This window comes from Stappia albiluteola (assembly GCF_014050225.1).
Classification (GTDB): Bacteria; Pseudomonadota; Alphaproteobacteria; order Rhizobiales; family Stappiaceae; genus Hongsoonwoonella; species Hongsoonwoonella albiluteola.
On record NZ_JACFXV010000029.1, the window covers coordinates 31,595 to 53,312 of the forward strand.

Genomic DNA, 21,718 nt, shown 5'->3' on the forward strand with positions numbered 1-21,718 from the left:
CCGCCTGGGCGGGCCTTTTTCGTTAAATTTGGAGAATCCCATGCGCAGGCAACGCCTTGGTATTCTGGCTGCCGCAGGCCTCACGGCAATGGCAGCGCTGCAGGGCTTCACGCCAAAACCTCAGGACGACGGAGTTGTCCGGATCGAGAATGTCGAGGTGCGCTATCGCGAGCCCGGCGAATTCCTGTCCGCTACGGTGCCGGTGAACGGGCCGATCGGCGAGATCCGCTCCGAGGGGGAAATCTCGATCATGAGGCGCCAGGTCACCCGCGGCGACTATGAACGCTGCGTTGCCGCTGCCGCGTGCGATCCTCTCGACAAGGCGACCCCCGCAGATCGCCCTGCGGTTGGCCTCAGTTACAACGATGCCGTCGCCTATGCCAGATGGCTCTCCGGCGAGACGGGAGAGCGCTGGCGCCTTCCGACCGACCGGGAGTGGGCGCTCGCCGCCGGAACGAGATACCGCGACGACGCATGGACCGAGGTGAGCGATCCCGCCAATCCATCGAAGCGGTGGATCGCGACCTACGATGCAGAATCTTCCGGGCAGGAGGCGGTTGAGCCGGATCCGCAGCCCCTCGGCGCCTACGGTGAGAACGAGCATGGCCTGCAGGATCTTTCCGGCAATGTCTGGGAATGGACCAGCACCTGCTACATCCGTCACCGGCTCGACACGGGCGACACTACGGAAAACTGCGGCGTCCGTATCGCGGAAGGGCAGCACCGGGCCTATATGACGGCGTTTTTCCGCGACCCCAAGGCCGGCGCCTGCTCGGTCGGTATTCCGCCAGCCAATCTCGGCATCCGGCTTGTGCGCGACGAAGGCGGCTGGCGGGGCTGGCTCGGACTCTGATCGCCATGACGACCCCGGCACATGACGCAGCACTTCTTGAGCGCCTGTCGCGGGTGCTGCACGAGATGGGGCTTCCCTGCGCCTGCCAGGAAGAGGTCGAGCGCACCGTCGCCGTGTTCGCCGAGTTCGAAAGCCGGCGCACGCGGCGACGGCTCATCGAAGGGGCGCGAGAACGGCGGCGAAGACTGCGGCAATATCTCGAATTCCTGGGCGATCTGGAGGACGACTCGCTCGGCCCGGATGAGGTCGCCGAAATGGCCGACAGTTTCCGCGTCATCTCGGCGACGGCGGCAGAAGGAGCCGCGATCCTTGAGATGCTGGCCGCTATGGCGGGCGGGAATCGGTAGCCTCCAAGGCGAAACGCCCTCGAATTTGTCCTGGCACAACGTTGGCCGGACGGGCCGTCGATAAAACACCTTCCAACGGGCCGCGGTGGCCCGCTCAGGAGAAGAGACGATGAAGACGAAGACGATCGCCCTTGCCATTGCCGCCGTGCTGACCGCCGGAACCTCGGCCCTTGCGGCAGACCACGAAGTCAGGATGCTCAACAAGGGCGAAAAGGGCGTGATGGTATTCGAACCGGATCTGATCAAGGTGGCTCCGGGTGACACTGTCACGTTCAAGGCCACCGACGCGGGGCATAATGCCGAGACGATCAAGGGCATGCTGCCGGACGGTGCCGAGCCGTTCGTGGGCAAGATGGGGCAGGATGTGACCGTCACCTTCACCCAACCCGGCGTCTACGGCATCAAATGCAAGCCGCATCTCGGCATGGGCATGATCGCGGCAGTCGTCGTCGGCGAGCCTGTGAACCTCGATGCCGTGAAGGCGGTAAAGAACCCCGGCAAGGCCGGCAAGAAGTTCACCGATATCCTGGGCGACATCTGACCTGGAGCTTTCCCGGCGGCGCGCGCCTCCTCAGCCAGCGCGCCGCCGCTTTCACCCATTCCGGATGACTGAAATGACCGGCCCTTATTGGCTCTCTGGCGGGTTCCGCCCCTTCTTCCTGCTTGGCGCCCTCGCCATGGCGGTATCCGTGCTTGTCTGGATACCGGTCTATTTTTGGGGGCTCGAACTGCCGACCACCCTTTCGCCAAGGGACTGGCATGTGCACGCATTGATATTCGGCGGCGTCATGGCGATCATCGCCGGCTTTGCCCTCACGGCGGTCTCGAACTGGACGGGCCGTCCGCCGGTCGCCGGCATGGAACTTTTCGCCCTGGTGATGTTTTGGGCCTTCGGCCGGGCGGCCGTATCCTCCTCCGCCATCATCGGCCCGAATGTGGCGATGGTTGCCGACCTTCTGTTCCCCGCGGCCCTGGTTGCGGTGTTTGCGCGTGAGGTCATTGCCGCAGGCAACTACCGCAATCTTCGCATCGTGGCGGTCGTGGCGGCACTGGGGCTCGCCAATCTGGCCTTCCATCTTGAGGCCGGAGTGACGGGTGCCGCCGACAATTCTCTGCGGGCGTCGGTCGGGCTGGTGGTGCTCCTCGTCATGCTGATCGGCGGCCGCATCGTCCCCGCCTTCACGCGCAACTGGCTGGCCGCGCGAAAGGAGGCACGGCTGCCGGTCCCGTTTTCCCGCTTCGATGCGGTATCCGTGCTTGTCGGTGGCCTTGCCCTGGCGACCTGGGCGGCCTTTCCCGAGGCCCCGGCGACGGCCGCCGCACTTGCGCTCGCCGGCCTTCTGTCGGCCGTGAGGCTTGCCAGATGGCGTGGCCTCGGCACGCGGGCCGACCCCCTGCTTCTGATTCTGCATATCGCCTTTGCCACGATTCCAGCCGGCTTTCTCGCCATAGCCGCGTCGATATTGCTTCCGGGCGCTGTCGATCCGGTTGCCGCGGTCCACGTCTGGACGGTGGGAACCTTCGGCACCATGACCCTTGCGGTTATGACGCGTGCAAGCCGTGGGCATTCCGGACAGGCACTTGCGGCCGGTGCGCTTGAAATCGCGATATTCGCCCTCGTACTTCTCGGCGCGGCGGCACGGGTGGCGGCACCGTATGCGGGGGGATGGATGGTCCACGCGATCGAGTGCGCGGGACTGACATGGGCCGGCGCCTACCTGCTGTTCACCCTCGGCTACGGGCGCATGTTGCTGGCGCGGCCGAAACTGTCATGAAGACGGTCGCTCTTGCCACAGGCATTGCGATGCATCATGCGCTTCTCCTCGCCGCCTATCTGGCAAGCGGACCGCTGCGGACCCACTATCTCGATCCGGTGGCCGGGCCACTGCCCGGCGCGATGGGGGAAGCGGCGCTTTTCGTCGCCGTTTCGATGGCGAGCGTGGCGCTGGTTCTTCCGCGTCTCTCGCCTGACTGGACGGTCGTGCATGCCGTCACCGTCGGATCGGGCGCACTGCTGCTCTTCGCGATTTCAGACGCCGCCATTGCAACGGTCTTTTGCGGCGTGCCGCTGACCGGGCACTTCGCCCGGTTCGGCACCCAGCCGGGTCTGATACAGGCAGGTGCTCTTGCGTTTCATGTCGCGGCACCTGCACTGTGGCTGGTCGATGAGGGAAAGAACGCCGGGCAGAAGGGCCAGCGGCCCGCAGCGACGAATTTCGAGTAATATCGCCCGTCGCGACATTGGATGCAGAATGCGTGCGCCATCGTCTCTCCGCCTATGCTGGCGTGCGACGCATCACAGCGGGAAGGTGTCCATTCGCTGCAATTATCTGATTTTTATTGACTTTTGAAGGTGGTAGCGGAGGAGGGACTCGAACCCCCGACACGCGGATTATGATTCCGCTGCTCTAACCGGCTGAGCTACTCCGCCCCAATGCTGCGGGAAGTTTCCCGCGCGGGCTGGGAGCATATAGGGTGGGCGCCGGTTGCCTGTCAAGCTGGTATCGACGCTTTCCACGACGCCTGGCCTCGGCGCCTAGCTGCCATCTCGCCGGAGCTCTTCTTGCCGGTAGCGCGGAGGCGAGGCGGCCCGGGGGATTGGCCCTATCGCTGGAAAACCAGCACCGAAAACAGACCCATGGGAGCCACGGGCTTTTCGGAGAGGAGGGTCATCCGCGTGTTCTTCAGAATACGTTCCTTCGGGAAAAGCGGATCCCAGCCGAGGCGCGAGCCGAAGGCGGCAAGTCCGCGCTCGACGACGGCCCGCAGGCCGCGTTCCGACGCGAAGTGGTTGACGATGATCACCGTGCCGCCCGGCCGGACGACGCGCTCAAGCTCGCGCAGGACGGAAGCGGGATCCGGAACCACCGTCATCACATACATCACGACGGCGACGTCGAAGCTGGCATCCTCGTAGGCAAGATCGCCGGCATCCATTGCGCGCAATTCGGCGATATTGGCGAGCTTCCTGTCCGCGACGCGCCGACGGGCGCGGACGAGCATGTCTTCCGAAATGTCGATACCGGAAACCGTGAGGCGCCCGTCATAGTCGGGCAGGGAAAGGCCAGTGCCGACGCCCACCTCCAGCGCCTTGCCGCGAGTGCGGTTGGCTTCGGCTACGGCTGCTTTTCGCCCAAAGGAGAGCGGCAGGTTGAACACGACGTCATAGACGGGCGCCCAGCGGGCATAAGCCGAGGTGACCGATGAAAGACTTGCATGCGAGCCGGGTCGCCGCGGCGAGCGTCGCACCAGACTTTCCCAGCGCTGGCGCAGGCGTCGAAGCGTCTGGCTGACGGACAGGCTTTCGCTCATCCGTTCGCCACCTGGAGGTCGGCTTCGGCGCGGTTTCCGCTCTTCATGTCTCCGTCAACGGACCGGCGCGTGCGGCCAATCCAGCCGCCGCCCAGAACGCGGGCCTCCGCCTGGTCGCTGTCGAAGAAGACGCAGGCCTGACCTGGCGCAACGCCGGTCTCGCCATCGACCAGCTCCACCGATACCTGTCCATTGACGGCTTTCAGGATCGCCGGCTTGGGCGGGCGCGTGGAGCGGACCTTCGCATAGACTTCAAGACCGCTCTCCGGCAGGTCTTCCAGGGTACCGTCGCCGATCCAGTTGACGTTGCGCAGGTCGATCGAGCGTGTGGCAAGAGCCTCGCGGGGCCCGACGATGACGCGGCTTCCCTCCGCGTCGAGATGCACGACATAGAGCGGTTCGCCTGTCGCCACGCCGATGCCGCGCCGCTGGCCGATCGTGTAGTGAATGATGCCGTCGTGGCGGCCGAGGACGCGGCCGTCGAGATGCACGATGTCGCCCGGTTCGGCGGCACCCGGCTTCAGCCGCTCGATCACGTCGGAATATTTGCCCTGCGGCACGAAGCAGATGTCCTGGCTGTCCTGCTTCTCCGCAACGGACAGACCGAATTCGCGCGCCAGTTCCCGCACTTCGGGCTTCGTCATGCCGCCGAGGGGAAAGCGCAGGAAATCGAGCTGGTCCCGCGTCGTGGCAAAGAGGAAATAGCTCTGGTCACGGTCGAGATCCACCGGCCGCATCAGCGCCCGCTGCCCGTTGACAAGCTGCGAACGCACGTAATGGCCGGTCGCAAGCACGTCGGCGCCGAGCGCTTTGGCCGTCTCCAGAAGATCGGAGAACTTCACCGTCTGATTGCAGGCGACGCAGGGAATCGGCGTTTCGCCGGCAATATAGCTCTCGGCGAACTGATCGATCACCGCTTCCTTGAAGCGCTTTTCGTAGTCCAGCACGTAGTGGGGGATGCCCAGCCGCTCGGCAACCCGCCGCGCGTCGTGAATGTCCTGGCCCGCACAGCACGCGCCGGCGCGGTGCACCGCTTCGCCGTGATCGTAAAGCTGCAGCGTGACGCCGATGACATCATAGCCTTCCCGCTTCATCAACCCGGCCACGACGGAGGAATCGACACCTCCCGACATGGCTACGACGACGCGCGTGTCCTCGGGGCGCCTGGGGAGATCCAGACTGTTGAGCATTTCATCTTCCTCGGCAGGCCGGGGCGGATTGTCCGCGTCGCATCCGGCTTTTCGATCGATTGGGGACGACCGCCGCTGTTCACCGGCGGCTGTCCGTTGCAGGGCATGTTCCGCAGGCAGGTTCCTCAACGGTACACAATAGAGTGTGCAGGTGGAGGGAACGCCGACCGCAAGCCCGTTTGTTGGGGGCACTATAAAGGAAGGCGGTGTCCAAGGCCAAGCCCAAGCGGATCGGGCGGGTGATGCTGTGCCCGTCCCACCCGGCAGCATTTGCCGCAGACCCGGCAAGCCTTGCCCAAAGGCTGGATCGTCTCATCTCCCATCGCCCCGGAAACGCAGCATTTCCGCCGGTTTCTCCGCTTCCGTGAATTGGCCCGCCTCTTGCTGACATGACTGCGAGATCTTGCGTCCCGACCGTCGTTGCGGATGCGGTGAGCCGAATGGGTGGAGAGGCCCTTGAGTATACCCGGACTGATTGCTGGCCCGCAGAAGGCCGCCGGTTTGTTCCCCCAGCTGTCTGGAGGTGGAGCGAAGTCGGTCGCCGGCGGAGGCTTTCCCGCGCTTCTGCAGGCGGCGGGTCTTAGGCAGGTCATTGGAGCGCCCGGTGCCGATGCGGGGGCGCCGGTTAGTGCCGCGCTGACCCAGGTGAGGGTCCTTGCGCTGCAGCCCGATGGGTCCCTGGAGCCGGTGAGCTATCAGCTGCCGTTCCAGGACGTCGCGATTGCCAATGGGGCGATCGGCGGACTGAGCCAGGTTTCAGGGACGCCATACACGGAAAGCAACGAGCCGGAACTGCCCAGTCTGGAGACCCTCGCCGTTGCCCAGGCAATCGAGGACGGGCGCGGCATCGCGATCCTCTATCCCGAGGAGCGGGAAGAGGTAAACGATGAAATTGCGCAACTGCTGGAAGCGCTCGAGCGCCGAAAACAGCAGGAGCAGTCCCCGATCGTCGAGATCATCCTCGGACTGGACGGCCAGCCGCTGGAAGTGAGGAGGATCGAAGGTCCGGTCATCGCGAATTCGCTGCCGGGCGGCAGCGCATCCGGTGAGGCGCCCTTGCTGCCCGCCGGTGCGGCAGGGCGGCCGGAACAGGCTCAAATCCCGGCAGGCCCAGCGAGTGCGCCGTCGCTCTCGGCTCCGGATGCAGCGGGTGACATTACGGGGGGCGTCGCCGATTTTGCGATCCCGTCCGGGGCCGCGGAAAAGCCGCTGCTTGGAGAGACGGGGGCGCTGGCCGCAGAGGCCGCCGGTATTCCAATCGCGCCTGACGCGGCCGGTAAGGCGCTGAAGGTTGACGCAGACGACGCAGGGGACGAAGTCACCCAGCTTCCATCTGCCGCCCCGCTCGTTCAGCAGACGGCCGGATCGGGTGTCGAGGCCGCGACAACAGAGGATGTGAAATCGGCAGCCACGGCCTCACAGCCGGCGCAAGTCCCTGTGTCGCAGAAGGATGAGGTGATCGGCGACCCTGTCGAGGCGCAAGAACGGCAGACTACCGAGGGGCCCGCTACTATAGCGCAGTCCGGTTCGGCGGAGGATGCGAAGGCCGAGGATGGCGAGCCATCAACTCGTGCAGCCGCCCCCAACCAGACGACATCGAGCCAGCCACAGCCTGTTCTGCGGCCAGTATCCTCGCTTGTCGATCCGGCCCTGCAGGACGAAGGAGCGGATTACGCAAGCCTTGAGGCAGAGGGCGATCAGGTAGACGGGGCGCCGGAGTCGGGCGGCGACAAGGAGCGCGGCAAGGGATCGGATGCCCGCAACGACAACGCGCCCTCAACCCATGATCGGCGCCTGGGCGTTTCGCAGGCCGCCCTGGCCTTCGCTGAGACGGTTCGTGGTGTGGGGCGAGGCGACGTCAGGGATGAAAATGGCGACCCTCTGACGCCGTCCGACCTGTTCCGCATTCAACCGCAGACGTCCGACGGAATTGCGGCGCGCCAGCCCTCCCAGTCGGCGCAGCAATTGCCGCAGGCCGCGCAGGTCGCGCCGCAAATTGCCCTCCACATCGCCAGGCATGTGTCTCAAGGCTCGAACCGCTTTCAGATCCGTCTCGATCCGCCCGAGCTTGGCCGCGTCGATGTGGAGCTGAAGATAACCTCCGACGGCGTGGTCAAGGCCCACCTGACGGTGGAGCGCAGTGAGACCCTCGATCTGTTCTTGCGCGACCAGCGTGGCCTTGAACGGGCGCTCGATGCGGCCGGGCTGAAGGTCGAGCAGGATGCCCTGCAATTTTCACTGAAGGATCAAGGCAATTCTCCGTCCTTTGCCGACCATCACGAAAGAGATGAAGGCGGCAAAGGGAATAATGGTGGAGGGATCGCGAGGTCGGAGGTGGGCCCCGACGAAGCCGACCGCGACCTGAGGCGCGTCTATGTGCGTGGCGCCGCCGGAGCTCTCGATATTCAGGTCTAAGATTCACGGACGGTCGCGCAGCAGCGGCCGCCAGAAGGAGCCGACATGGTTTCAGCCGTTTCGAATACCAACGCCGCCACCAATGCCTCTTCCAATGCCAGCCAGTCCGCGCTCAGCAACAACTATGAGCTGTTCCTGTCGATATTGACCACGCAGATCAGGAACCAGGATCCGCTCAGCCCTGCGGATGCTTCGCAATACACGGAGCAGTTGGTCCAGTTTTCGTCGGTCGAGCAGCAGATCAAGGCGAATGATCAGTTGGAAACCATCCTGAACTCGATCAACTCGCTGAATGCCTCCAGCTTCGTGAATTACATCGGTAGCGAAGTGACGGTCGACGTCAGCATTTCGAGCCTGAACGGGTCGAGCGCCCAGTGGAAATTCGAAGCGGAAAAGGCCGAGGACGTCTTGGTATACATCTACAATGCGGCAGGAGAGGAGGTATACAAGGGCACGGACACGGTCGAAGCAGGCGAGAACAGCTTCCGCTGGGATGGCCTGTCACCTGATGGCAGGCAACAGGAAAACGGCGACTATCTGCTTTCGGTCTATACGTTGAGTGGCGACGGGACGCCGGGTACCAACATACCGGTGCAATTGAAGCGGACGGTCGACAGCGTCGACTTTTCCACCGGGTCGCCAATCCTTGACGTCGGTGGTACTCGGGTGTTCCCCGGACAGGTCGTCGCCATCGGCAGAAGGGCGTGAACCCAAGATATCCGCGCGGGAGGATTGGTACCCGCTGAGTCATTCAAATTATTACCGAATTGTTATTTGCAGTTTAGGTAATTCTTAAAACCGTTTGGCTACTCTCACTATCAACCTGGTCATGGTGAGTGTGAGAGTACAATGACCGAACCTACGAGTTCACGCGTCAAATATGTTATCGGTCCGGACGGAAGTCCGCTGACCATTTCCGATCTTCCTCCGGCCAATACCCGTCGTTGGGTGATCCGTCGGAAGGCCGAAGTCGTTGCTGCGGTACGAGGCGGGCTCCTTTCACTGGATGAAGCCTGCCAGCGGTATACGCTTACGGTCGAGGAATTCCTGTCCTGGCAAAGCTCGATCGAGCGCCATGGCCTTGCCGGACTTCGCGCGACACGCGTCCAGCAATACCGCAACTAACCTCTGCGGGTCGAAGATTCTGCAGCGTCGAACGGGCTCGCGCCCGCTCGGCGCTGTTTGCTTTGGAGCGCATGGCAAAGCCCTGCCGCATATAATTTTTCCGGCGTGCCGGTTCCGTCATTTCGGCCGTGGCCACGGACCGAACCGGCTACCCGACGCCTTCACCCCTGAAATTTCGTCCCTGAAATCGGCCTGCGCGCCGGCGCTGCGGCATGAGAAAACGCCCTCCGCCAAGCGCGATGAGGCTTTCGTGACGGCAGTTTGCGACTCACTCGCCCGCAGTCAGTCTGATCGGCGCGGATGGTTAACGCTGTGGAACGAATTTGCCGAGCGCTTTCCGGGATTTAAAGGCGGATTTCTGCCAATTTGCTTCAATCTTAGGAATTCGTAAACGCGCGTTAACACCTTGTTTACCATCTCGCAGGCAAATTTTGCCTACCGGCTGTTCGGGGGGACGTCACCATCCTTCTACCCCCTGTCCTTCCGAACGGCCGGGTCTTCTGGGTAACCGGTAGCGAGCGGGTTGGGCGGTGAAAGCGATTGCTGAACTCTTGAAGACTTTGGGACCGACGCGGCTGGCGGCGATGGGCGCGGTCGCAGCCGTTCTGATTGGTATTTTCGCAACGATCATTTTCAGGATCACGGCACCGCAATTGGTTCCGCTCTATACCGATCTGACGCTGGAAGATTCTTCCGCAGTCATTTCCCAACTCGAAAGCCAGGCGATTCCCCACGAGATCCGCGACGAAGGTGCAACGATCCTCGTGCCGGGCGACGATGTCTTCCGTCTCCGCATCCGCCTCGCCGAACAGGGGCTGCCCACCGGCGGTTCGATGGGTTACGAAATCTTCGACAAGACGGATACGCTCGGCTCGACGAGCTTTGTCCAGAATATCAATCATTTGCGCGCGCTCGAAGGCGAACTTGCCCGCACGATCCGGTCCATCGGGCGCATCGTTACGGCCCGCGTTCACCTGGTCATGCCCGAGCGCCAGCTCTTTCAGCGCGATCGTCAGCAGCCATCCGCCTCCATCGTGCTGAAGGTCAGGGGAGCTCTCGACCCGGGGCAGGTAAGGGCGATCCAGCATCTTGTGGCCACGGCGGTCGAAGGACTGTCGCCGCAATACATCTCCATCGTCGACGAGAGCGGCCGGCTGCTGGCGAGCGGCGCCGGCGACGATGGCGAATCGGCGCTTGCGACCTCCTTGCAGGAAAAGACGCAGATGATGGAAGCGCGCCTTCGCCAGCAGGTGGAGGAGATTGTCGACAGCGTCGTCGGGATCGGCCGCTCGCGGGTTCGTGTCGCGGCCGAGGTCGACTACAACCGCATCACCGAGACCCAGGAAAGCTATGATCCTGAAAGCCAGGTGGTGCGCTCCACGCAGACCAAGGAAGAAAATTCATCCACCCTCGGGCGGCAGGGCGGCGTCACGGCGGGCAACCAGTTGCCCGGCGCGGACGGCGGGCAGGGCGGTGCCGGCAATCGCGACGTCACCAACCTGAACGAGGAGATCGTGAATTACGAGATCTCCAAATCCACCAAGACGGAGGTTATCGAGGCAGGAGGCGTCAAGCGCCTGTCTGTCGCGGTTCTGGTCGATGGCGTCTATTCGCCGAACGGAAATGGCGAGCTTGTCTACGAGCCTCGTTCCGCGGAAGAACTTGAGCGGATCGCCACTCTGGTCCGTTCCGCGGTCGGTTTCAGCAAGGCGCGCGGCGATACGGTCGAGGTGGTGAATCTGCGTTTCGCGGAAGCGCCGGACAGCCTGCCGCCGGAAGTGGAGGCAAGCCTCTTCGACTTTACCCGCGCCGACGTCATGCGGTTCATCGAACTTGGCGTCCTTCTGCTGGTCGCGCTCCTGCTGTCGCTTTTCGTCCTGCGCCCCTTGATGAAGAAGATGCTCACTCCCGAAGAACCCGCCCAACCCATGCTGGTCGGCGCCGATGGCAGGCCGATAGATGCCATGGCAATGGCCGATACGCAGCAACAGATGCTGCCGGAACCGGAAGTCGAGCGCGAGCATCGCATCCAGTGGCTTGAGGAAGCCCAGGCCGAGGGCGCGGTTCAGGTTGCGACCATCACCAAGGTTGGCGAGATGATCGAGGACTACCCCAAGGAGGCGGTTTCCATCATCCGTAGCTGGTTGAACGAGGCGGCATAGGATGGCCGAGGCAAATCAGGTTTCGACCCAACTGATGGTCAGCGACGCCGGCATGGACCGTACGCTCGCCGGCGCCGAGCGTGCCGCCGTGCTGCTGCTTGCTCTTGGTGAAAAGCACGGCCGCAGGATCTGGGAGCAGCTCGACGAAATCGAGGTGCGTGAGATCTCGGCTGCAATGTCCCAGATCGGCCCTGTAACACCCGGCATGCTGGAAAGGCTCTTCGTCGATTTCGTCAAGAAGCTGTCGACCCATGGTTCGCTTACCGGCAACGTGGATGTGACCGAACGGCTCCTGAACACGTTCCTGCCCATGGACCGCGTCGCGATCATCATGGAGGAAATCCGCGGTCCTGCCGGCCGCAACATGTGGGAGAAGCTCTCCAACGTTCAGGAGAACGTCCTCGCGAACTACCTGAAGAACGAATATCCGCAGACCGTCGCCGTCGTCCTGTCGAAGATCAAGGCGGACCATGCCGCCCGCGTCCTCTCCATCCTGCCGGAAGACCTCGCGCTCGAAGTCGTCAACCGCATGCTGAAGATGGAGGCGATCCAGAAGGAAGTGTTGGAGAAGGTCGAACAGACGCTGCGCGTCGAGTTCATGTCGAACCTGACGAATACCAGCCGGCGCGACAGCCACGAAATGATGGCCGATATCTTCAATAACTTCGACCGCCAGACGGAAGCCCGGTTCATCGCGGCCCTGGAAGAGGAGAACCGGGATTCCGCCGAGCGCATCAAGACTCTCATGTTCACCTTCGACGACCTGATGAAGCTCGATGCCGCGAGCTGCCAGACGCTGCTGCGCAACGTCGAGAAGGACCGCCTGGCGATCGCGCTGAAGGGCGCGACCGACGCGGTGCGCGATTTCTTCTTCTCGAACATGTCTGCGCGTGCCGCGAAACTGATGCGGGACGACATGGAAGCACTGGGGCCGATCCGGCTGCGTGACGTCGACGAAGCCCAGGCCGGAATGGTCGCCACGGCCAAGGACCTCGCGGCCAAGGGCGAGATCATGCTCTCCAAGAGCAAGGGCGACGACGAGCTTATCTACTGAGGCCGGCGGGCAGCGCAATGATGAACGATGTGACGGATTTCAAGATGAGGCCTTCCCGCTTCCTGTTCGACACCGATTTCACGCCCGGTGCCGCGGAGCGCGAAGATGCGCCGCCGCCTGTGCCGGAAATCCCGATGATGCCGGTGGCGGAGCACGAGGCTCGTCTGGCGGCGGCGGAAAAGCAGGCTTTCGAGAAGGGGCGCGCCGCTGGCCGCACTGAAGGATCGCAATCCGCCGAGACAAAGCTGAGTTCGGAAGTGGGGAGGCTGGCTTCGGAGGTTGCGGGCCTGCTGGGCGAACTCGATACGCATGGCCAGCGCCGGGAGAAGGATGCGATCGCTCTGGCGTTTCTCGTCGCCCGCCGGCTTTCCGCCCATCTGATCGCAAGGGAACCGCTTGGCGAGATGGTCGCCCTCATTGCCGAGTGCATGGGGCCGCTGCGCAAGGCACCGCACCTCGTCATCCGGGTCAGGGAAGGGGACGTCGAAGCGCTCAGGGAACGCCTGGAACCAATTACCCATGAGAAGGGATTCGAGGGCCGCCTCGTGATCCTGGGGGAGCCGGATATCGAGCGCGGCGATTGCCGGATCGAATGGGCGGACGGCGGCATCGTCCGCGACCGCAAGGAAATCGAGCGCCAGATCGACCAGGCCGCCCGACGCTATCTTGGCTCCCGCCGCCAGGCCGAGGCGGAAACGCCGAATGAGGAGTGAGACCGACCATGGCTGACCAGAAGAACCTGGAAAACAACATTCCTCTCGATGAGCTGGACGCGATGACCGCGCAGGGCGCTCGCGAGGAAGACGATCATTCCGTTGCCCGCGCCGCTGCCGACCTGGAGGCCGTCTTCGACGTGCCGGTCCAGATCTCGGCCGTCCTCGGCCATTCGCGGATGCATGTAAGCGAGTTGCTTCGCCTGTCCACCGGGACAGTGCTGGAGCTCGACCGCAAGGTCGGCGAAGCGATCGATATCTACGTCAATGACAGGCTCGTGGCGCGCGGCGAAGTCGTCCTCGTGGAGGACAAGCTTGGCGTGACCATGACGGAAATCATCAAGTCCGATCGCTGATCGGGCCGCATTGGAGATTGCTCATGCGACTGCTTATCGTCGGAACGCTTGGCGGACAGCTCATCGCAGCCTCGAAAATCGCCATGGATCGCGGCGCGACCGTCACCCACGCGACGACCATAGAAGAGGCGCTGAAGGTGTTGCGGGCCGGGCGGGGCGCCGATCTCCTGATGATCGATGTCAGTCTGGCCATTGCAGACCTGGTGGAGCGGCTGCAGGTCGAACGCATCCATCTGCCGATCGTCGCCTGCGGCACCAAGACTGACGCGACGGCCGCCGTGAACGCGATCAGGGCCGGCGCGAAGGAATATATCCCGCTGCCGCCGGACCCGGAACTGATTGCCGCGGTCCTGGCTGCCGTTGCCCAGGAACGCAGCGCGATCATCTACCGGGATGACGCGATGGCCGCCGTGGTTCGTCTGGCGGAGCAGGTCGCTCCTTCCGACGCCTCGATCCTGATCACCGGCGAATCCGGATCGGGCAAGGAGGTTATTGCGCGCCATGTCCATGCTCGCTCGTCGCGAGCTTCGAAGCCCTTCATCTCGATCAATTGCGCGGCGATCCCCGAGCAGCTTCTGGAGTCCGAACTCTTCGGGCATGAGAAGGGGGCGTTCACCGGCGCGATCGCGCGGCGGATCGGCAAGTTCGAGGAAGCCGACGGCGGCACGCTGCTGCTCGACGAAATCTCGGAAATGGATATCCGCCTGCAGGCAAAGCTGCTGCGCGCCATCCAGGAGCGGGTGATCGACCGCGTCGGCGGCACGCGTCCGGTTCCGGTCAATATCCGCATCATCGCGACGTCCAACCGGGATCTAGCCGAAGCGGTGCGAAACCATACCTTCCGCGAAGATCTGCTCTACCGCCTCAATGTGGTGAACCTGAAGCTCCCGCCGCTGCGCCAGCGGCCGGCGGATATCCTGGAGCTCGCCAACCATTTCGCGGAACGCTACGCGCAGGTGAACGGCCTGCCGGCTCGCCCGATCGGCCAGGATGCGCGCCACGCCCTGCTCGCCAATCCCTGGCCCGGCAACGTGCGCGAACTGGAAAACACGATGCATCGCGCCGTTCTGCTGGCGACAGGCGACGAAATCGCCGTCGAGGCGATCCTGATGCCGGATGGCAGCCCGATGTCGGGCCGCCAGGAGCCGGCCGCGCGGGCGGCGGCGACCGCGGAAGCGGTCAGCCGGGCGCTGGTCGGGCGCACGGTTGCCGATGTCGAGCGCGAGCTGATCCTCGATACGCTGGACCATTGTCTGGGCAATCGCACCCACGCGGCGAAGATCCTAGGCATCTCGATCCGGACCCTGCGCAACAAGCTCAACCAGTATGTCGACGAAGGCGTGCCCGTGCCGGCGCCGGGCGAGGCCCGCGCAGTCGGTTTCTGAACAGCTTCGGCATCATACGGATTTCAGGGTAGCGGGCGATTTCGATGACTGATGTACCGGTTGCAAGTGACACTCCATCGAACGTGAAGAAGGTGGAAGCCGGTGCCGTGCGCACCGGCTCTCCGGCATTCGCCCTGCCCAGCATTTCGGAGCTCTGGGGCACCATCCGCAACGGCGATCTCGGCCTCGCCTTCGGTGTGATGGTGATCCTGGTCCTGCTGATCCTGCCCATGCCGGCGGTGATGCTGGACATGTTCCTGGCCATCTCGATCGTTTTCTCCGTCCTCATCCTGATGACGGGTCTTTTCATCCAGCAACCGCTGGAATTCTCCTCGTTTCCCACGGTGCTTCTCATCGCCACGATGTTGCGGCTGGCCCTTAACCTTGCCTCGACGCGGCTGATCCTGGCCAACGGCCACGAAGGAACCTCGGCAGCCGGCCATGTCATCGAAGCCTTCGGAAGCTTCGTCATGGGCGGCAATTTCGTCATCGGCATCATCGTTTTCGCGATCCTGGTGATCGTGAACTTCGTGGTCATCACCAAGGGCTCGGGCCGTATCGCGGAAGTCGCCGCGCGTTTCACCCTGGACGCCATGCCCGGCAAGCAGATGGCGATCGACGCGGACCTTTCCGCGGGCCTCATCGATGAACAGGACGCCCGTCAACGCCGCAAGAACCTTGAAGACGAAAGCGCATTCTTCGGCGCCATGGACGGTGCCTCCAAGTTCGTGCGCGGCGACGCCATTGCCGGTCTGCTCATCACCTTTATCAACATCATTGCCGGCATCATCATCGGCGTCGCGCAGAAGGAACTTTCCTTCGGAGACGCCGCGCAGACCTATACGCTTCTGACAATCGGCGACGGTCTTGTCTCGCAGATCCCGGCGCTGATCGTTTCGACTGCCGCCGGCATCCTCGTTTCCAAGGCGGGTGTGCGCGGCGCCGCCGACAAGGCCCTTGCGAGCCAGTTCACGGGCTATCCCAAGGCGCTTGGCATGTCGTCCTTCGTGATGGTGGTGCTGGCAATGCTGCCGGGCATCCCCGTCGTGCCGTTCCTCGGCATCGCCGGCCTTGCCGGTTGGCTCGCCCTTCGTTCGGGCAGGCAACTAAAAGAACAGGAAGTCGAGAAGGAGGTTGCCAAGCAGATTGCCGAGCAGCCGGCCGCGCCCGCCGAGCCGCCGATCTCCGACGCACTCAGGATGGACGAGTTGCGCATCGAGCTTGGCTATGCCCTGCTGCCGATGATCAACGGCAATGGCCCCGAAAGCGATCAGTTGACCGAGCAGATCAAGGCGCTGCGCCGCCAGATCGCAGGCGACATGGGCGTCGTCATGCCGCCGGTCCGCATTCTCGACAACATCCAGCTCGGGGCGAACGACTACATGATCAAGGTGAAGGAGGTCGAGGCCGGCCGCGGCCAGATCTTCCCGCGCCACTACATGGTCATGGACCCGCAGGGCGGACAGGTAAAGCTGCCGGGAACCCACACCACGGAGCCAACATTCGGCCTGCCGGCGACCTGGGTGGAAGGCCAGTATCGGGAAGACGCGGCGCTGCGCGGCTATACGGTGGTCGATCCGGCGACCGTGCTCGCCACTCACCTGACGGAGACGATCCGCACCAATATCGCGGAACTGTTGAGTTACGCCGATGTGCAGAAACTGCTGAAGGAACTGCCGGCCGAGCAGGGCAAGCTCGTGGAGGATATCGTACCCTCGCAGATCACCATTTCCGGTATCCAGCGCGTGCTGCAGGCGATCCTCAACGAGCGCATCTCGATCCGCGATCTCGGCACGATCCTGGAAGGCATTGCGGAGGCCAGCGGCTTCTCGCGCAACCCCGCAACCATAGCCGAACATGTGCGTACCCGCCTCGCTCGCCAGATCTGTGCGGCGAACCTGGCGCCCGGCGGCTATCTACCCCTCGTTTCCCTGTCGCCGCAATGGGAGCAGGCGTTCCTTGAGTCCATTGTCGGCGACGGTGAGGACCGTCACCTGGCGATGGCGCCTTCGCGACTGCAGGAATTCGTCAAGGGCGTGAAGGATGCCTTCGAGGCGGCAGCGCAGGCGGGCGAGGTGCCGGTGCTTCTGACGTCCGCCCAGACACGGCCGTTCGTTCGATCGATCGTGGAGCGATTCCGAGCGCACACCACCGTCATGAGCCAGGCGGAAATTCACTCGAAGGTGCGGTTGAAAACAGTGGGCAGCGTTTGAAGTAGGCATTTTGCCCAATCAAATGGATATGTCGAGGGATGTCCGAGCCTTCTTGAAACGAGCCTCGGCCTCCGCCTTAATACGGGCGATTATACGATTGTAGAGGATCGAGTTCTGCCCATCATTGAGAGCGGCATTGACATTGGTGATACCGCTGGAGAGCACCTGAAGGCGTTGCAGGCGCTTTTCCGCCTGCTGGCGCTTCAGCCGCCGTTGCTGGAGATCCTGATAGACCGTGGTCTTCTGGCGTGAGGAAGTTGCGTAGAGCTTCCGATAGCCAAAGCCGGAACTCGAACCGATTGCAGCCATGTGCCACCTGATTTGACGTTGGGTGAAGTATAGCGAGGCGGCCGTTGATGGTTAGTTAATGTCGTTGGTCCGTTGACGTGACGAAAATTCCCAAATCCCGGGTTGCGGAGGAGCCGGTCGCTTGGCATGAAGCAAGCCTCAAGGAGTCGCGAGACCGGAACACGGTCCAGGCTTTTTGAAAGGCTGGCCAGTTGATCGGGAGATGCGCCGACGCAATGCAGAACAAGCTTTTTGACCTGAACGGCTATACCGACCTCCCTTCCGGCAAGGTTGCGACCATCGTGACCTATCTCGAAATGCGGGCAAGGCCGCTTCTCGCAGCCGCCGAGCGCCCTGACCTGAGTCTGGAGCGCGTGACGCAGGCCGATCTTTCAGATTATCGCCGGCTGTTCCGGGAGATCGGCGAGGACTGGCTCTGGTTCGGTCGCCTCGTTCTGGATGACGAGGAACTATCCCGCCTCCTTGCGGAACCGACCCGGGAGCTTTATTTGCCCAGGAAGAATGGCAAGGCCGTCGGCATGCTGGAGCTCGATTTTCAGGATCCGCGAAATGTCGAGCTGGCCTATTTCGGGCTGGTTCCCGATGCGATCGGAGGCGGGGCAGGTCGCTGGCTGATGGCACGAGCACTGGAACTTGTCTGGTCGCGCCCGGCCACGGAACGCTTCTGGGTGCACACCTGTACGGCGGACAGTCCTCAGGCGCTGGGCTTTTACCGGAGTGTCGGCTTTGCTCCCTACAAGCGCGCGATCGAAATCGCCGACGATCCGCGCGAGGCAGGCCTGATGCCCGAAAGTGCCGCGCCGCACCTTCCTTTCATTCCCACGGGTGAAAGACCGGATGAACCGGAAGCTCATTCTTGAAGCTTCAGAGGGATGATTTTGGGTGCCGCCGCGTTGATGAGGTCGTCGACACCGATCTGGAAGACGGCATTCGGAGTACCGGCGGCGGCCCAGACTGTATCGTAGGCCTGCAGGTCTGCATCCAGAAAGACACGCATGTCGCAGTCGTGGCCGAATGGCGGTATTCCCCCTATCGCAAATCCGGTCGTTTCACGTACCCAGCGACCATCCGGACGCTCCAGGGCTTCGCCGATCGCAAGGGCAGTGCGGGCTTCGTCGACCCTGTTGGCGCCCGACACCAGCAATAGGTAGGGTCTTGCCGTTTCCCTGCCGCGGAAAATCAGGGATTTGACGATTTGACCGAGCTCGCATCCGCAGGCGGCCGCCGCTTCCCCGGCAGTTCTTGTGGACGACGGCATCGTGACAGGTGTGATCGTGATGCCCGAACGTTGCGCTGCCAGGACGACTCGCTCGATACTTGTGAGAGAAGCCATTGCAATGCCTCAATTCGTGTTAACCATGAAACCATCTTTGTTCGTGGATGGACTCTTGTGAATGGTGAGGCAAGGTTTCGCAACGCGATCCCTGTGGTAAGCATTAAATTTAAGAAACTGTTTACCTGAATCGGCCCGAGACAGCCCGAGGACCGGAATGACCAAATCGCGCGACAATGTTGTCCCTCACGCAAAGGTTCGCAGCCTGCGGGAAGCCATCCGCAAGGTACGCATGGCCGAGGTGGAAAGGACGGATGTGGTCGTCGAACTGCAGGAATCCGAAAGGGCGCGGCTTGAGCTCCTGGCCGAGGAACTGCAGGACGTCTTCCAGGAAGTGCCGGAAGACGATGATCAGTTTTCCTTCCAGATCGTTCCCGGCACCACGCCGCGCCTGTGGATCGATATCACGAGCCATGTGGTGATGGGGCGCGACAAGCGCATCTATCGGTTCGTCAAGGATACGCGGCTCGGCCGGACGGTGATCCTCGAGACGCCTGAGATCGACGACATGGCCGATTGTATCACGGAGTATATCGCCGAGCGTGTGCTCGAGCGCGAGAGGGTCGTGGAAGGCGACTGGCTCAGCAAGCGACTGAAATCCAAGCCGGAAGAAGCGCCCGCAACACACGCCAAGGCGGCGCCGCAGGCCGCAGACGGCCAGCTTCCGGTGCCGAACGTTCGTGGTATGTGGGGACCGTTTGCCGCGTTTGCCATCGGTCTGCTCGTAGGCATTGTCGGCCTCGTCGGATTTGCCTGGTTCGCAAACCCCATCAATTAATACCGGCGCGACCGTTCGGGATCGGTATATCTCTTTCCGCAAGACGGATCACGCCGCCGGACCTGTCCCTGAAGCCGCGTTCCTCCATCTGGCACCGCCAGCCGTTCCCTGTCTCTGAAATCCGGAAAAGATTGTAACGGGACGACGGTCGCTTGCCTCCCGGCGCATTGGATGCCGACGGCACGCAGATTACGGGTACATCGCCTGACGGCCCTTCTATCGAAGCCTGCGTCGCAAGATGCGTATGCCCGTGCAGGACGAGTTCGCAGCCGGAAAGCTTGACGGCCGCTCTCAGCCTCGACGCGTCAGTCAGCCGCTTGACCCAACTCGTGGCCTTGCGTCCCGGCGGGTGGTGGATGAGCAGGATCCGGAACAGCCCCTCGTCGCGGAGGCCGGCCAGAGCATCTATGAGGCGTTTGGTCTGTCTGGAGCCGACCCGTCCGGTCGCGAACCATGGGCCGCTGGCACGCGCCGTCGATACGCCGATAAAGGCGACGGGGCCGCGCCGCCGCACATACGGAAAGGCGGTTCCCTCTTCTGCGTCTCCCCGCATATAGGCGGTCCAGGCGTCGGTCGCACGGCGAATGGCGCCGGGAACATAGGCATCGTGATTGCCGGGAACAACGGATACGGTATCGGCTCCTCCGAGCGTGGAGAGCCATGTTTGCGCAGCGGCTATTTCCCGATCCAGCGCGATGTTCACCAAGTCGCCCGTGACGGCGATGTGGTCGGGTCTTTGATCGTGGATATCTGCGATCAGCGTTGCCAGATAGTCGCCGCCCATCGACCTGGCGCGGTTACGCCGCCAGTTGACGTACCCGATCACGCGCTTTGAAAGAAGTTCGCGAAAGCGTGGGTCGGGCAACGGTCCGAGATGGGGGTCGGAAAGATGGGCCAGGGTAAACATTGCCGGCCCATCTTTGGCGTCAGCCTCGCAAGGTCAAGGGGAAAGTCGCACGTATCACCGTTTGCCGGCGAGCATGGCGCCTGTCCCGCATGCGAAGGCGGGCGTCAATCAGTTATTGGTGAAGGTGCTCAGCGCAGCCGCAACGCGCGGATTGGAAAGGTCCACCGCCGGCTTCCACTGGAAACGGCGCTTGCGACGGGAAGAAAATAGAAAAGCGAACATGGAAGCCTCCTAAAGCTTCCTGGATCAGGTTTCGTGAACCAATAAGCCAGAGATTGGAGTTGCATTCATCATGAGCAGGACATGCTCATTTCACGAGCAATGATCTATGCTCCGATGTTGCGACGCACAACCTTCGCTTCTGCATTGCACCCATGCACCTTACGCATGGTAATTAAAGATAGAGGCGGATCAATGGTTTAGATATATCCCGCCTGGCAAACCCAACGGCCGATGGTTCTATGGCTGCCGGTTCGCCGCTAAGAGGAAAATATTCATGACCTTGTCGAATCAGGCAGGCGACCCAAAGGTTTTGTGGAAGACACGGCTGCTTCGCCGCCTCATCCCGGTTGCGGGCCTCTTCAGGAGAGCCATGACGATCGGAGTGCGTCTTGCCGTAAGGGACGAAGCCGGACGCATCCTTCTCGTTCGCCACACCTATCTGCAAGGTTGGTATCTCCCCGGAGGCGGTGTCGATGCGGGCGAGGCCATTCCGGAAGCAGCGGAGCGGGAGTTGTTGGAGGAAGCGGGGCTTCGCGCCACGGCGCCGCTTGAGTTGTTCGCGCTGTACCACAATCCCCGTGGCAGCCGGCGCGACCATGTCGCCCTCTATCGCGTTATTGCCTGGGAACCGACGTCGGCAGCGCTTACCGCCAATCGCGAGATCGCCGAAGCGCGATTTTTCGAGGCGGCCGCTCTTCCAGACGACGTTACGCCCTCCACGCGTCGAAGGCTGCGCGAACTGGCGGGCGAGGAGGCGCCGGCCCGTCTGTGGTAGGCCGTGTGTTCGGCGTTGCCTGCGATTTCGGCAGCAAGTTCCGGTTCGATGCGTCACACGTCGCTTTACGGCGCAAGTCCTCCGTGCTATCGGCAGGATATTCGGCGATTGCGTGTCGCGCACCGCCCTCTTCAGTCGATGAACCGGATCTTGAACGCCGTGATCAGGTATTGCGATCAGCGACGACGAAGCCCGCGACGAGACGATGTCTCGAGCGCCCGCTTCCTTGCGTCCTGATCCGACCGCGGCAGATCCATTTCTGGCTTACA

The 21,718-nt window shown here is 62.8% G+C and carries 22 protein-coding genes and 1 tRNA gene; 17 read left to right on the plus strand and 6 right to left on the minus strand.

Annotated elements, in window-relative coordinates; genetic code table 11:
- Positions 1 to 40: 40 nt before the first annotated feature.
- The 5 genes from H2509_RS01010 (at position 41) to H2509_RS01030 (ending at position 3,424) form a co-directional block, all read left to right on the plus strand.
- Positions 41 to 853 carry an SUMF1/EgtB/PvdO family nonheme iron enzyme gene (locus H2509_RS01010; protein ID WP_182161409.1) on the plus strand — a complete coding sequence of 271 codons (813 nt, stop codon included), beginning with the start codon at positions 41 to 43 and terminating at the stop codon, positions 851 to 853.
- Positions 854 to 858: 5 nt separating this feature from the next.
- Positions 859 to 1,200 carry a hypothetical protein gene (locus H2509_RS01015; RefSeq protein WP_182161411.1) on the plus strand — a complete coding sequence of 114 codons (342 nt, stop codon included), beginning with the start codon at positions 859 to 861 and terminating at the stop codon, positions 1,198 to 1,200.
- 109 nt (positions 1,201 to 1,309) lie between these two features.
- Positions 1,310 to 1,741 (plus strand): pseudoazurin, encoded by a 432-nt coding sequence (locus H2509_RS01020; RefSeq protein WP_182161413.1) that lies wholly within the window; start codon positions 1,310 to 1,312, stop codon positions 1,739 to 1,741.
- Positions 1,742 to 1,814: 73 nt separating this feature from the next.
- The gene (locus tag H2509_RS01025; RefSeq protein WP_182161415.1) at positions 1,815 to 2,975 is read left to right on the plus strand and encodes an NnrS family protein; all 1,161 of its coding nucleotides are present in this window, start codon (positions 1,815 to 1,817) and stop codon (positions 2,973 to 2,975) included.
- Positions 2,972 to 3,424 (plus strand): hypothetical protein, encoded by a 453-nt coding sequence (locus tag H2509_RS01030; protein WP_182161417.1) that lies wholly within the window; start codon positions 2,972 to 2,974, stop codon positions 3,422 to 3,424. The genes H2509_RS01025 and H2509_RS01030 overlap by 4 nt, the downstream gene beginning before the upstream one ends.
- Before the next feature lie 130 nt (positions 3,425 to 3,554).
- Here H2509_RS01030 and H2509_RS01035 read toward each other — a convergent pair.
- From H2509_RS01035 to mnmA, 3 genes are all read right to left on the minus strand, one after another.
- Positions 3,555 to 3,631: transfer RNA gene (locus H2509_RS01035), tRNA-Met, on the minus strand.
- Between the two features lie 173 nt (positions 3,632 to 3,804).
- The gene (locus H2509_RS01040; protein WP_182161419.1) at positions 3,805 to 4,512 is read right to left on the minus strand and encodes a class I SAM-dependent methyltransferase; all 708 of its coding nucleotides are present in this window, start codon (positions 4,510 to 4,512) and stop codon (positions 3,805 to 3,807) included.
- Complete coding sequence (gene mnmA / locus H2509_RS01045; RefSeq protein ID WP_182161421.1) at positions 4,509 to 5,702, minus strand: tRNA 2-thiouridine(34) synthase MnmA; 1,194 nt, start codon at positions 5,700 to 5,702, stop codon at positions 4,509 to 4,511. The genes H2509_RS01040 and mnmA overlap by 4 nt, the downstream gene beginning before the upstream one ends.
- Positions 5,703 to 6,158: 456 nt before the next feature.
- Here mnmA and H2509_RS01050 point away from each other — a divergent pair, with 456 nt between their 5' ends.
- The 9 genes from H2509_RS01050 (at position 6,159) to flhA (ending at position 17,125) form a co-directional block, all read left to right on the plus strand.
- Positions 6,159 to 8,117, plus strand: a complete 1,959-nt coding sequence (locus H2509_RS01050) for a flagellar hook-length control protein FliK (RefSeq protein WP_182161423.1) — start codon at positions 6,159 to 6,161, stop codon at positions 8,115 to 8,117.
- A 45-nt stretch (positions 8,118 to 8,162) separates the two neighbouring features.
- The gene (locus H2509_RS01055) at positions 8,163 to 8,825 is read left to right on the plus strand and encodes a flagellar hook assembly protein FlgD (protein ID WP_182161425.1); all 663 of its coding nucleotides are present in this window, start codon (positions 8,163 to 8,165) and stop codon (positions 8,823 to 8,825) included.
- 141 nt (positions 8,826 to 8,966) lie between these two features.
- Complete coding sequence (gene sciP, locus H2509_RS01060; RefSeq protein WP_182161427.1) at positions 8,967 to 9,242, plus strand: CtrA inhibitor SciP; 276 nt, start codon at positions 8,967 to 8,969, stop codon at positions 9,240 to 9,242.
- A 530-nt stretch (positions 9,243 to 9,772) separates the two neighbouring features.
- Positions 9,773 to 11,404 carry a flagellar basal-body MS-ring/collar protein FliF gene (fliF, locus tag H2509_RS01065; protein ID WP_182161429.1) on the plus strand — a complete coding sequence of 544 codons (1,632 nt, stop codon included), beginning with the start codon at positions 9,773 to 9,775 and terminating at the stop codon, positions 11,402 to 11,404.
- A 1-nt stretch (position 11,405) separates the two neighbouring features.
- A complete protein-coding gene (gene fliG, locus H2509_RS01070) occupies positions 11,406 to 12,458 on the plus strand; it encodes a flagellar motor switch protein FliG (RefSeq protein ID WP_182161431.1) in 1,053 nt (350 codons plus the stop codon).
- 44 nt (positions 12,459 to 12,502) lie between these two features.
- The gene (locus H2509_RS01075; RefSeq protein ID WP_209001724.1) at positions 12,503 to 13,171 is read left to right on the plus strand and encodes a FliH/SctL family protein; all 669 of its coding nucleotides are present in this window, start codon (positions 12,503 to 12,505) and stop codon (positions 13,169 to 13,171) included.
- Positions 13,172 to 13,179: 8 nt separating this feature from the next.
- Positions 13,180 to 13,527, plus strand: a complete 348-nt coding sequence (gene fliN, locus H2509_RS01080) for a flagellar motor switch protein FliN (RefSeq protein WP_182161433.1) — start codon at positions 13,180 to 13,182, stop codon at positions 13,525 to 13,527.
- Positions 13,528 to 13,550: 23 nt separating this feature from the next.
- On the plus strand, positions 13,551 to 14,912 hold the full coding sequence (flbD, locus tag H2509_RS01085) for a sigma-54-dependent transcriptional regulator FlbD (RefSeq protein ID WP_182161435.1): 1,362 nt from the start codon (positions 13,551 to 13,553) through the stop codon (positions 14,910 to 14,912).
- Positions 14,913 to 14,956: 44 nt separating this feature from the next.
- Positions 14,957 to 17,125: a flagellar biosynthesis protein FlhA gene (gene flhA, locus H2509_RS01090; protein ID WP_182161437.1), complete on the plus strand. Its 2,169-nt coding sequence runs from the start codon at positions 14,957 to 14,959 to the stop codon at positions 17,123 to 17,125.
- 18 nt (positions 17,126 to 17,143) lie between these two features.
- On the opposite strand, the gene H2509_RS01095 is transcribed toward flhA, so the two are convergent.
- Entirely contained in the window at positions 17,144 to 17,434 is a 291-nt protein-coding gene (locus H2509_RS01095; protein ID WP_182161439.1) for a hypothetical protein, read from the minus strand.
- 215 nt (positions 17,435 to 17,649) lie between these two features.
- On the opposite strand from H2509_RS01095, the gene H2509_RS01100 reads away from it, so the two are divergent.
- Positions 17,650 to 18,294 (plus strand): GNAT family N-acetyltransferase, encoded by a 645-nt coding sequence (locus H2509_RS01100; RefSeq protein ID WP_182161441.1) that lies wholly within the window; start codon positions 17,650 to 17,652, stop codon positions 18,292 to 18,294.
- Here the strand turns inward: H2509_RS01100 and H2509_RS01105 are convergent.
- A complete protein-coding gene (locus H2509_RS01105) occupies positions 18,285 to 18,767 on the minus strand; it encodes a YbaK/EbsC family protein (protein WP_182161443.1) in 483 nt (160 codons plus the stop codon). The genes H2509_RS01100 and H2509_RS01105 overlap by 10 nt on opposite strands.
- A 157-nt stretch (positions 18,768 to 18,924) precedes the next feature.
- On the opposite strand from H2509_RS01105, the gene H2509_RS01110 reads away from it, so the two are divergent.
- Positions 18,925 to 19,545, plus strand: a complete 621-nt coding sequence (locus H2509_RS01110) for a hypothetical protein (RefSeq protein WP_182161445.1) — start codon at positions 18,925 to 18,927, stop codon at positions 19,543 to 19,545.
- On the opposite strand, the gene H2509_RS01115 is transcribed toward H2509_RS01110, so the two are convergent.
- On the minus strand, positions 19,538 to 20,452 hold the full coding sequence (locus tag H2509_RS01115; RefSeq protein ID WP_182161447.1) for a metallophosphoesterase family protein: 915 nt from the start codon (positions 20,450 to 20,452) through the stop codon (positions 19,538 to 19,540). The genes H2509_RS01110 and H2509_RS01115 overlap by 8 nt on opposite strands.
- Positions 20,453 to 20,948: 496 nt before the next feature.
- Here H2509_RS01115 and H2509_RS01120 point away from each other — a divergent pair, with 496 nt between their 5' ends.
- A complete protein-coding gene (locus H2509_RS01120) occupies positions 20,949 to 21,449 on the plus strand; it encodes an NUDIX domain-containing protein (RefSeq protein ID WP_182161449.1) in 501 nt (166 codons plus the stop codon).
- The last annotated feature ends 269 nt before the right edge of the window (positions 21,450 to 21,718 follow it).

Excerpts from the sequence above, each read along its gene's own strand:
- H2509_RS01010 (WP_182161409.1), top strand. The coding sequence starts at position 41 with ATGCGCAGGCAACGCCTTGGTATTCTGGCTGCCGCAGGCCTCACGGCA.
- H2509_RS01015 (WP_182161411.1), top strand. The coding sequence starts at position 859 with ATGACGACCCCGGCACATGACGCAGCACTTCTTGAGCGCCTGTCGCGG.
- H2509_RS01020 (WP_182161413.1), top strand. The coding sequence starts at position 1,310 with ATGAAGACGAAGACGATCGCCCTTGCCATTGCCGCCGTGCTGACCGCC.
- H2509_RS01025 (WP_182161415.1), top strand. The coding sequence starts at position 1,815 with ATGACCGGCCCTTATTGGCTCTCTGGCGGGTTCCGCCCCTTCTTCCTG.
- H2509_RS01030 (WP_182161417.1), top strand. The coding sequence starts at position 2,972 with ATGAAGACGGTCGCTCTTGCCACAGGCATTGCGATGCATCATGCGCTT.
- H2509_RS01040 (WP_182161419.1), bottom strand. The coding sequence starts at position 4,512 with ATGAGCGAAAGCCTGTCCGTCAGCCAGACGCTTCGACGCCTGCGCCAG.
- mnmA (WP_182161421.1), bottom strand. The coding sequence starts at position 5,702 with ATGCTCAACAGTCTGGATCTCCCCAGGCGCCCCGAGGACACGCGCGTC.
- H2509_RS01055 (WP_182161425.1), top strand. The coding sequence starts at position 8,163 with ATGGTTTCAGCCGTTTCGAATACCAACGCCGCCACCAATGCCTCTTCC.
- sciP (WP_182161427.1), top strand. The coding sequence starts at position 8,967 with ATGACCGAACCTACGAGTTCACGCGTCAAATATGTTATCGGTCCGGAC.
- fliG (WP_182161431.1), top strand. The coding sequence starts at position 11,406 with ATGGCCGAGGCAAATCAGGTTTCGACCCAACTGATGGTCAGCGACGCC.
- H2509_RS01075 (WP_209001724.1), top strand. The coding sequence starts at position 12,503 with ATGAGGCCTTCCCGCTTCCTGTTCGACACCGATTTCACGCCCGGTGCC.
- fliN (WP_182161433.1), top strand. The coding sequence starts at position 13,180 with ATGGCTGACCAGAAGAACCTGGAAAACAACATTCCTCTCGATGAGCTG.
- flbD (WP_182161435.1), top strand. The coding sequence starts at position 13,551 with ATGCGACTGCTTATCGTCGGAACGCTTGGCGGACAGCTCATCGCAGCC.
- flhA (WP_182161437.1), top strand. The coding sequence starts at position 14,957 with ATGACTGATGTACCGGTTGCAAGTGACACTCCATCGAACGTGAAGAAG.
- H2509_RS01095 (WP_182161439.1), bottom strand. The coding sequence starts at position 17,434 with ATGGCTGCAATCGGTTCGAGTTCCGGCTTTGGCTATCGGAAGCTCTAC.
- H2509_RS01100 (WP_182161441.1), top strand. The coding sequence starts at position 17,650 with ATGCAGAACAAGCTTTTTGACCTGAACGGCTATACCGACCTCCCTTCC.
- H2509_RS01105 (WP_182161443.1), bottom strand. The coding sequence starts at position 18,767 with ATGGCTTCTCTCACAAGTATCGAGCGAGTCGTCCTGGCAGCGCAACGT.
- H2509_RS01110 (WP_182161445.1), top strand. The coding sequence starts at position 18,925 with ATGACCAAATCGCGCGACAATGTTGTCCCTCACGCAAAGGTTCGCAGC.
- H2509_RS01115 (WP_182161447.1), bottom strand. The coding sequence starts at position 20,452 with ATGTTTACCCTGGCCCATCTTTCCGACCCCCATCTCGGACCGTTGCCC.
- H2509_RS01120 (WP_182161449.1), top strand. The coding sequence starts at position 20,949 with ATGACCTTGTCGAATCAGGCAGGCGACCCAAAGGTTTTGTGGAAGACA.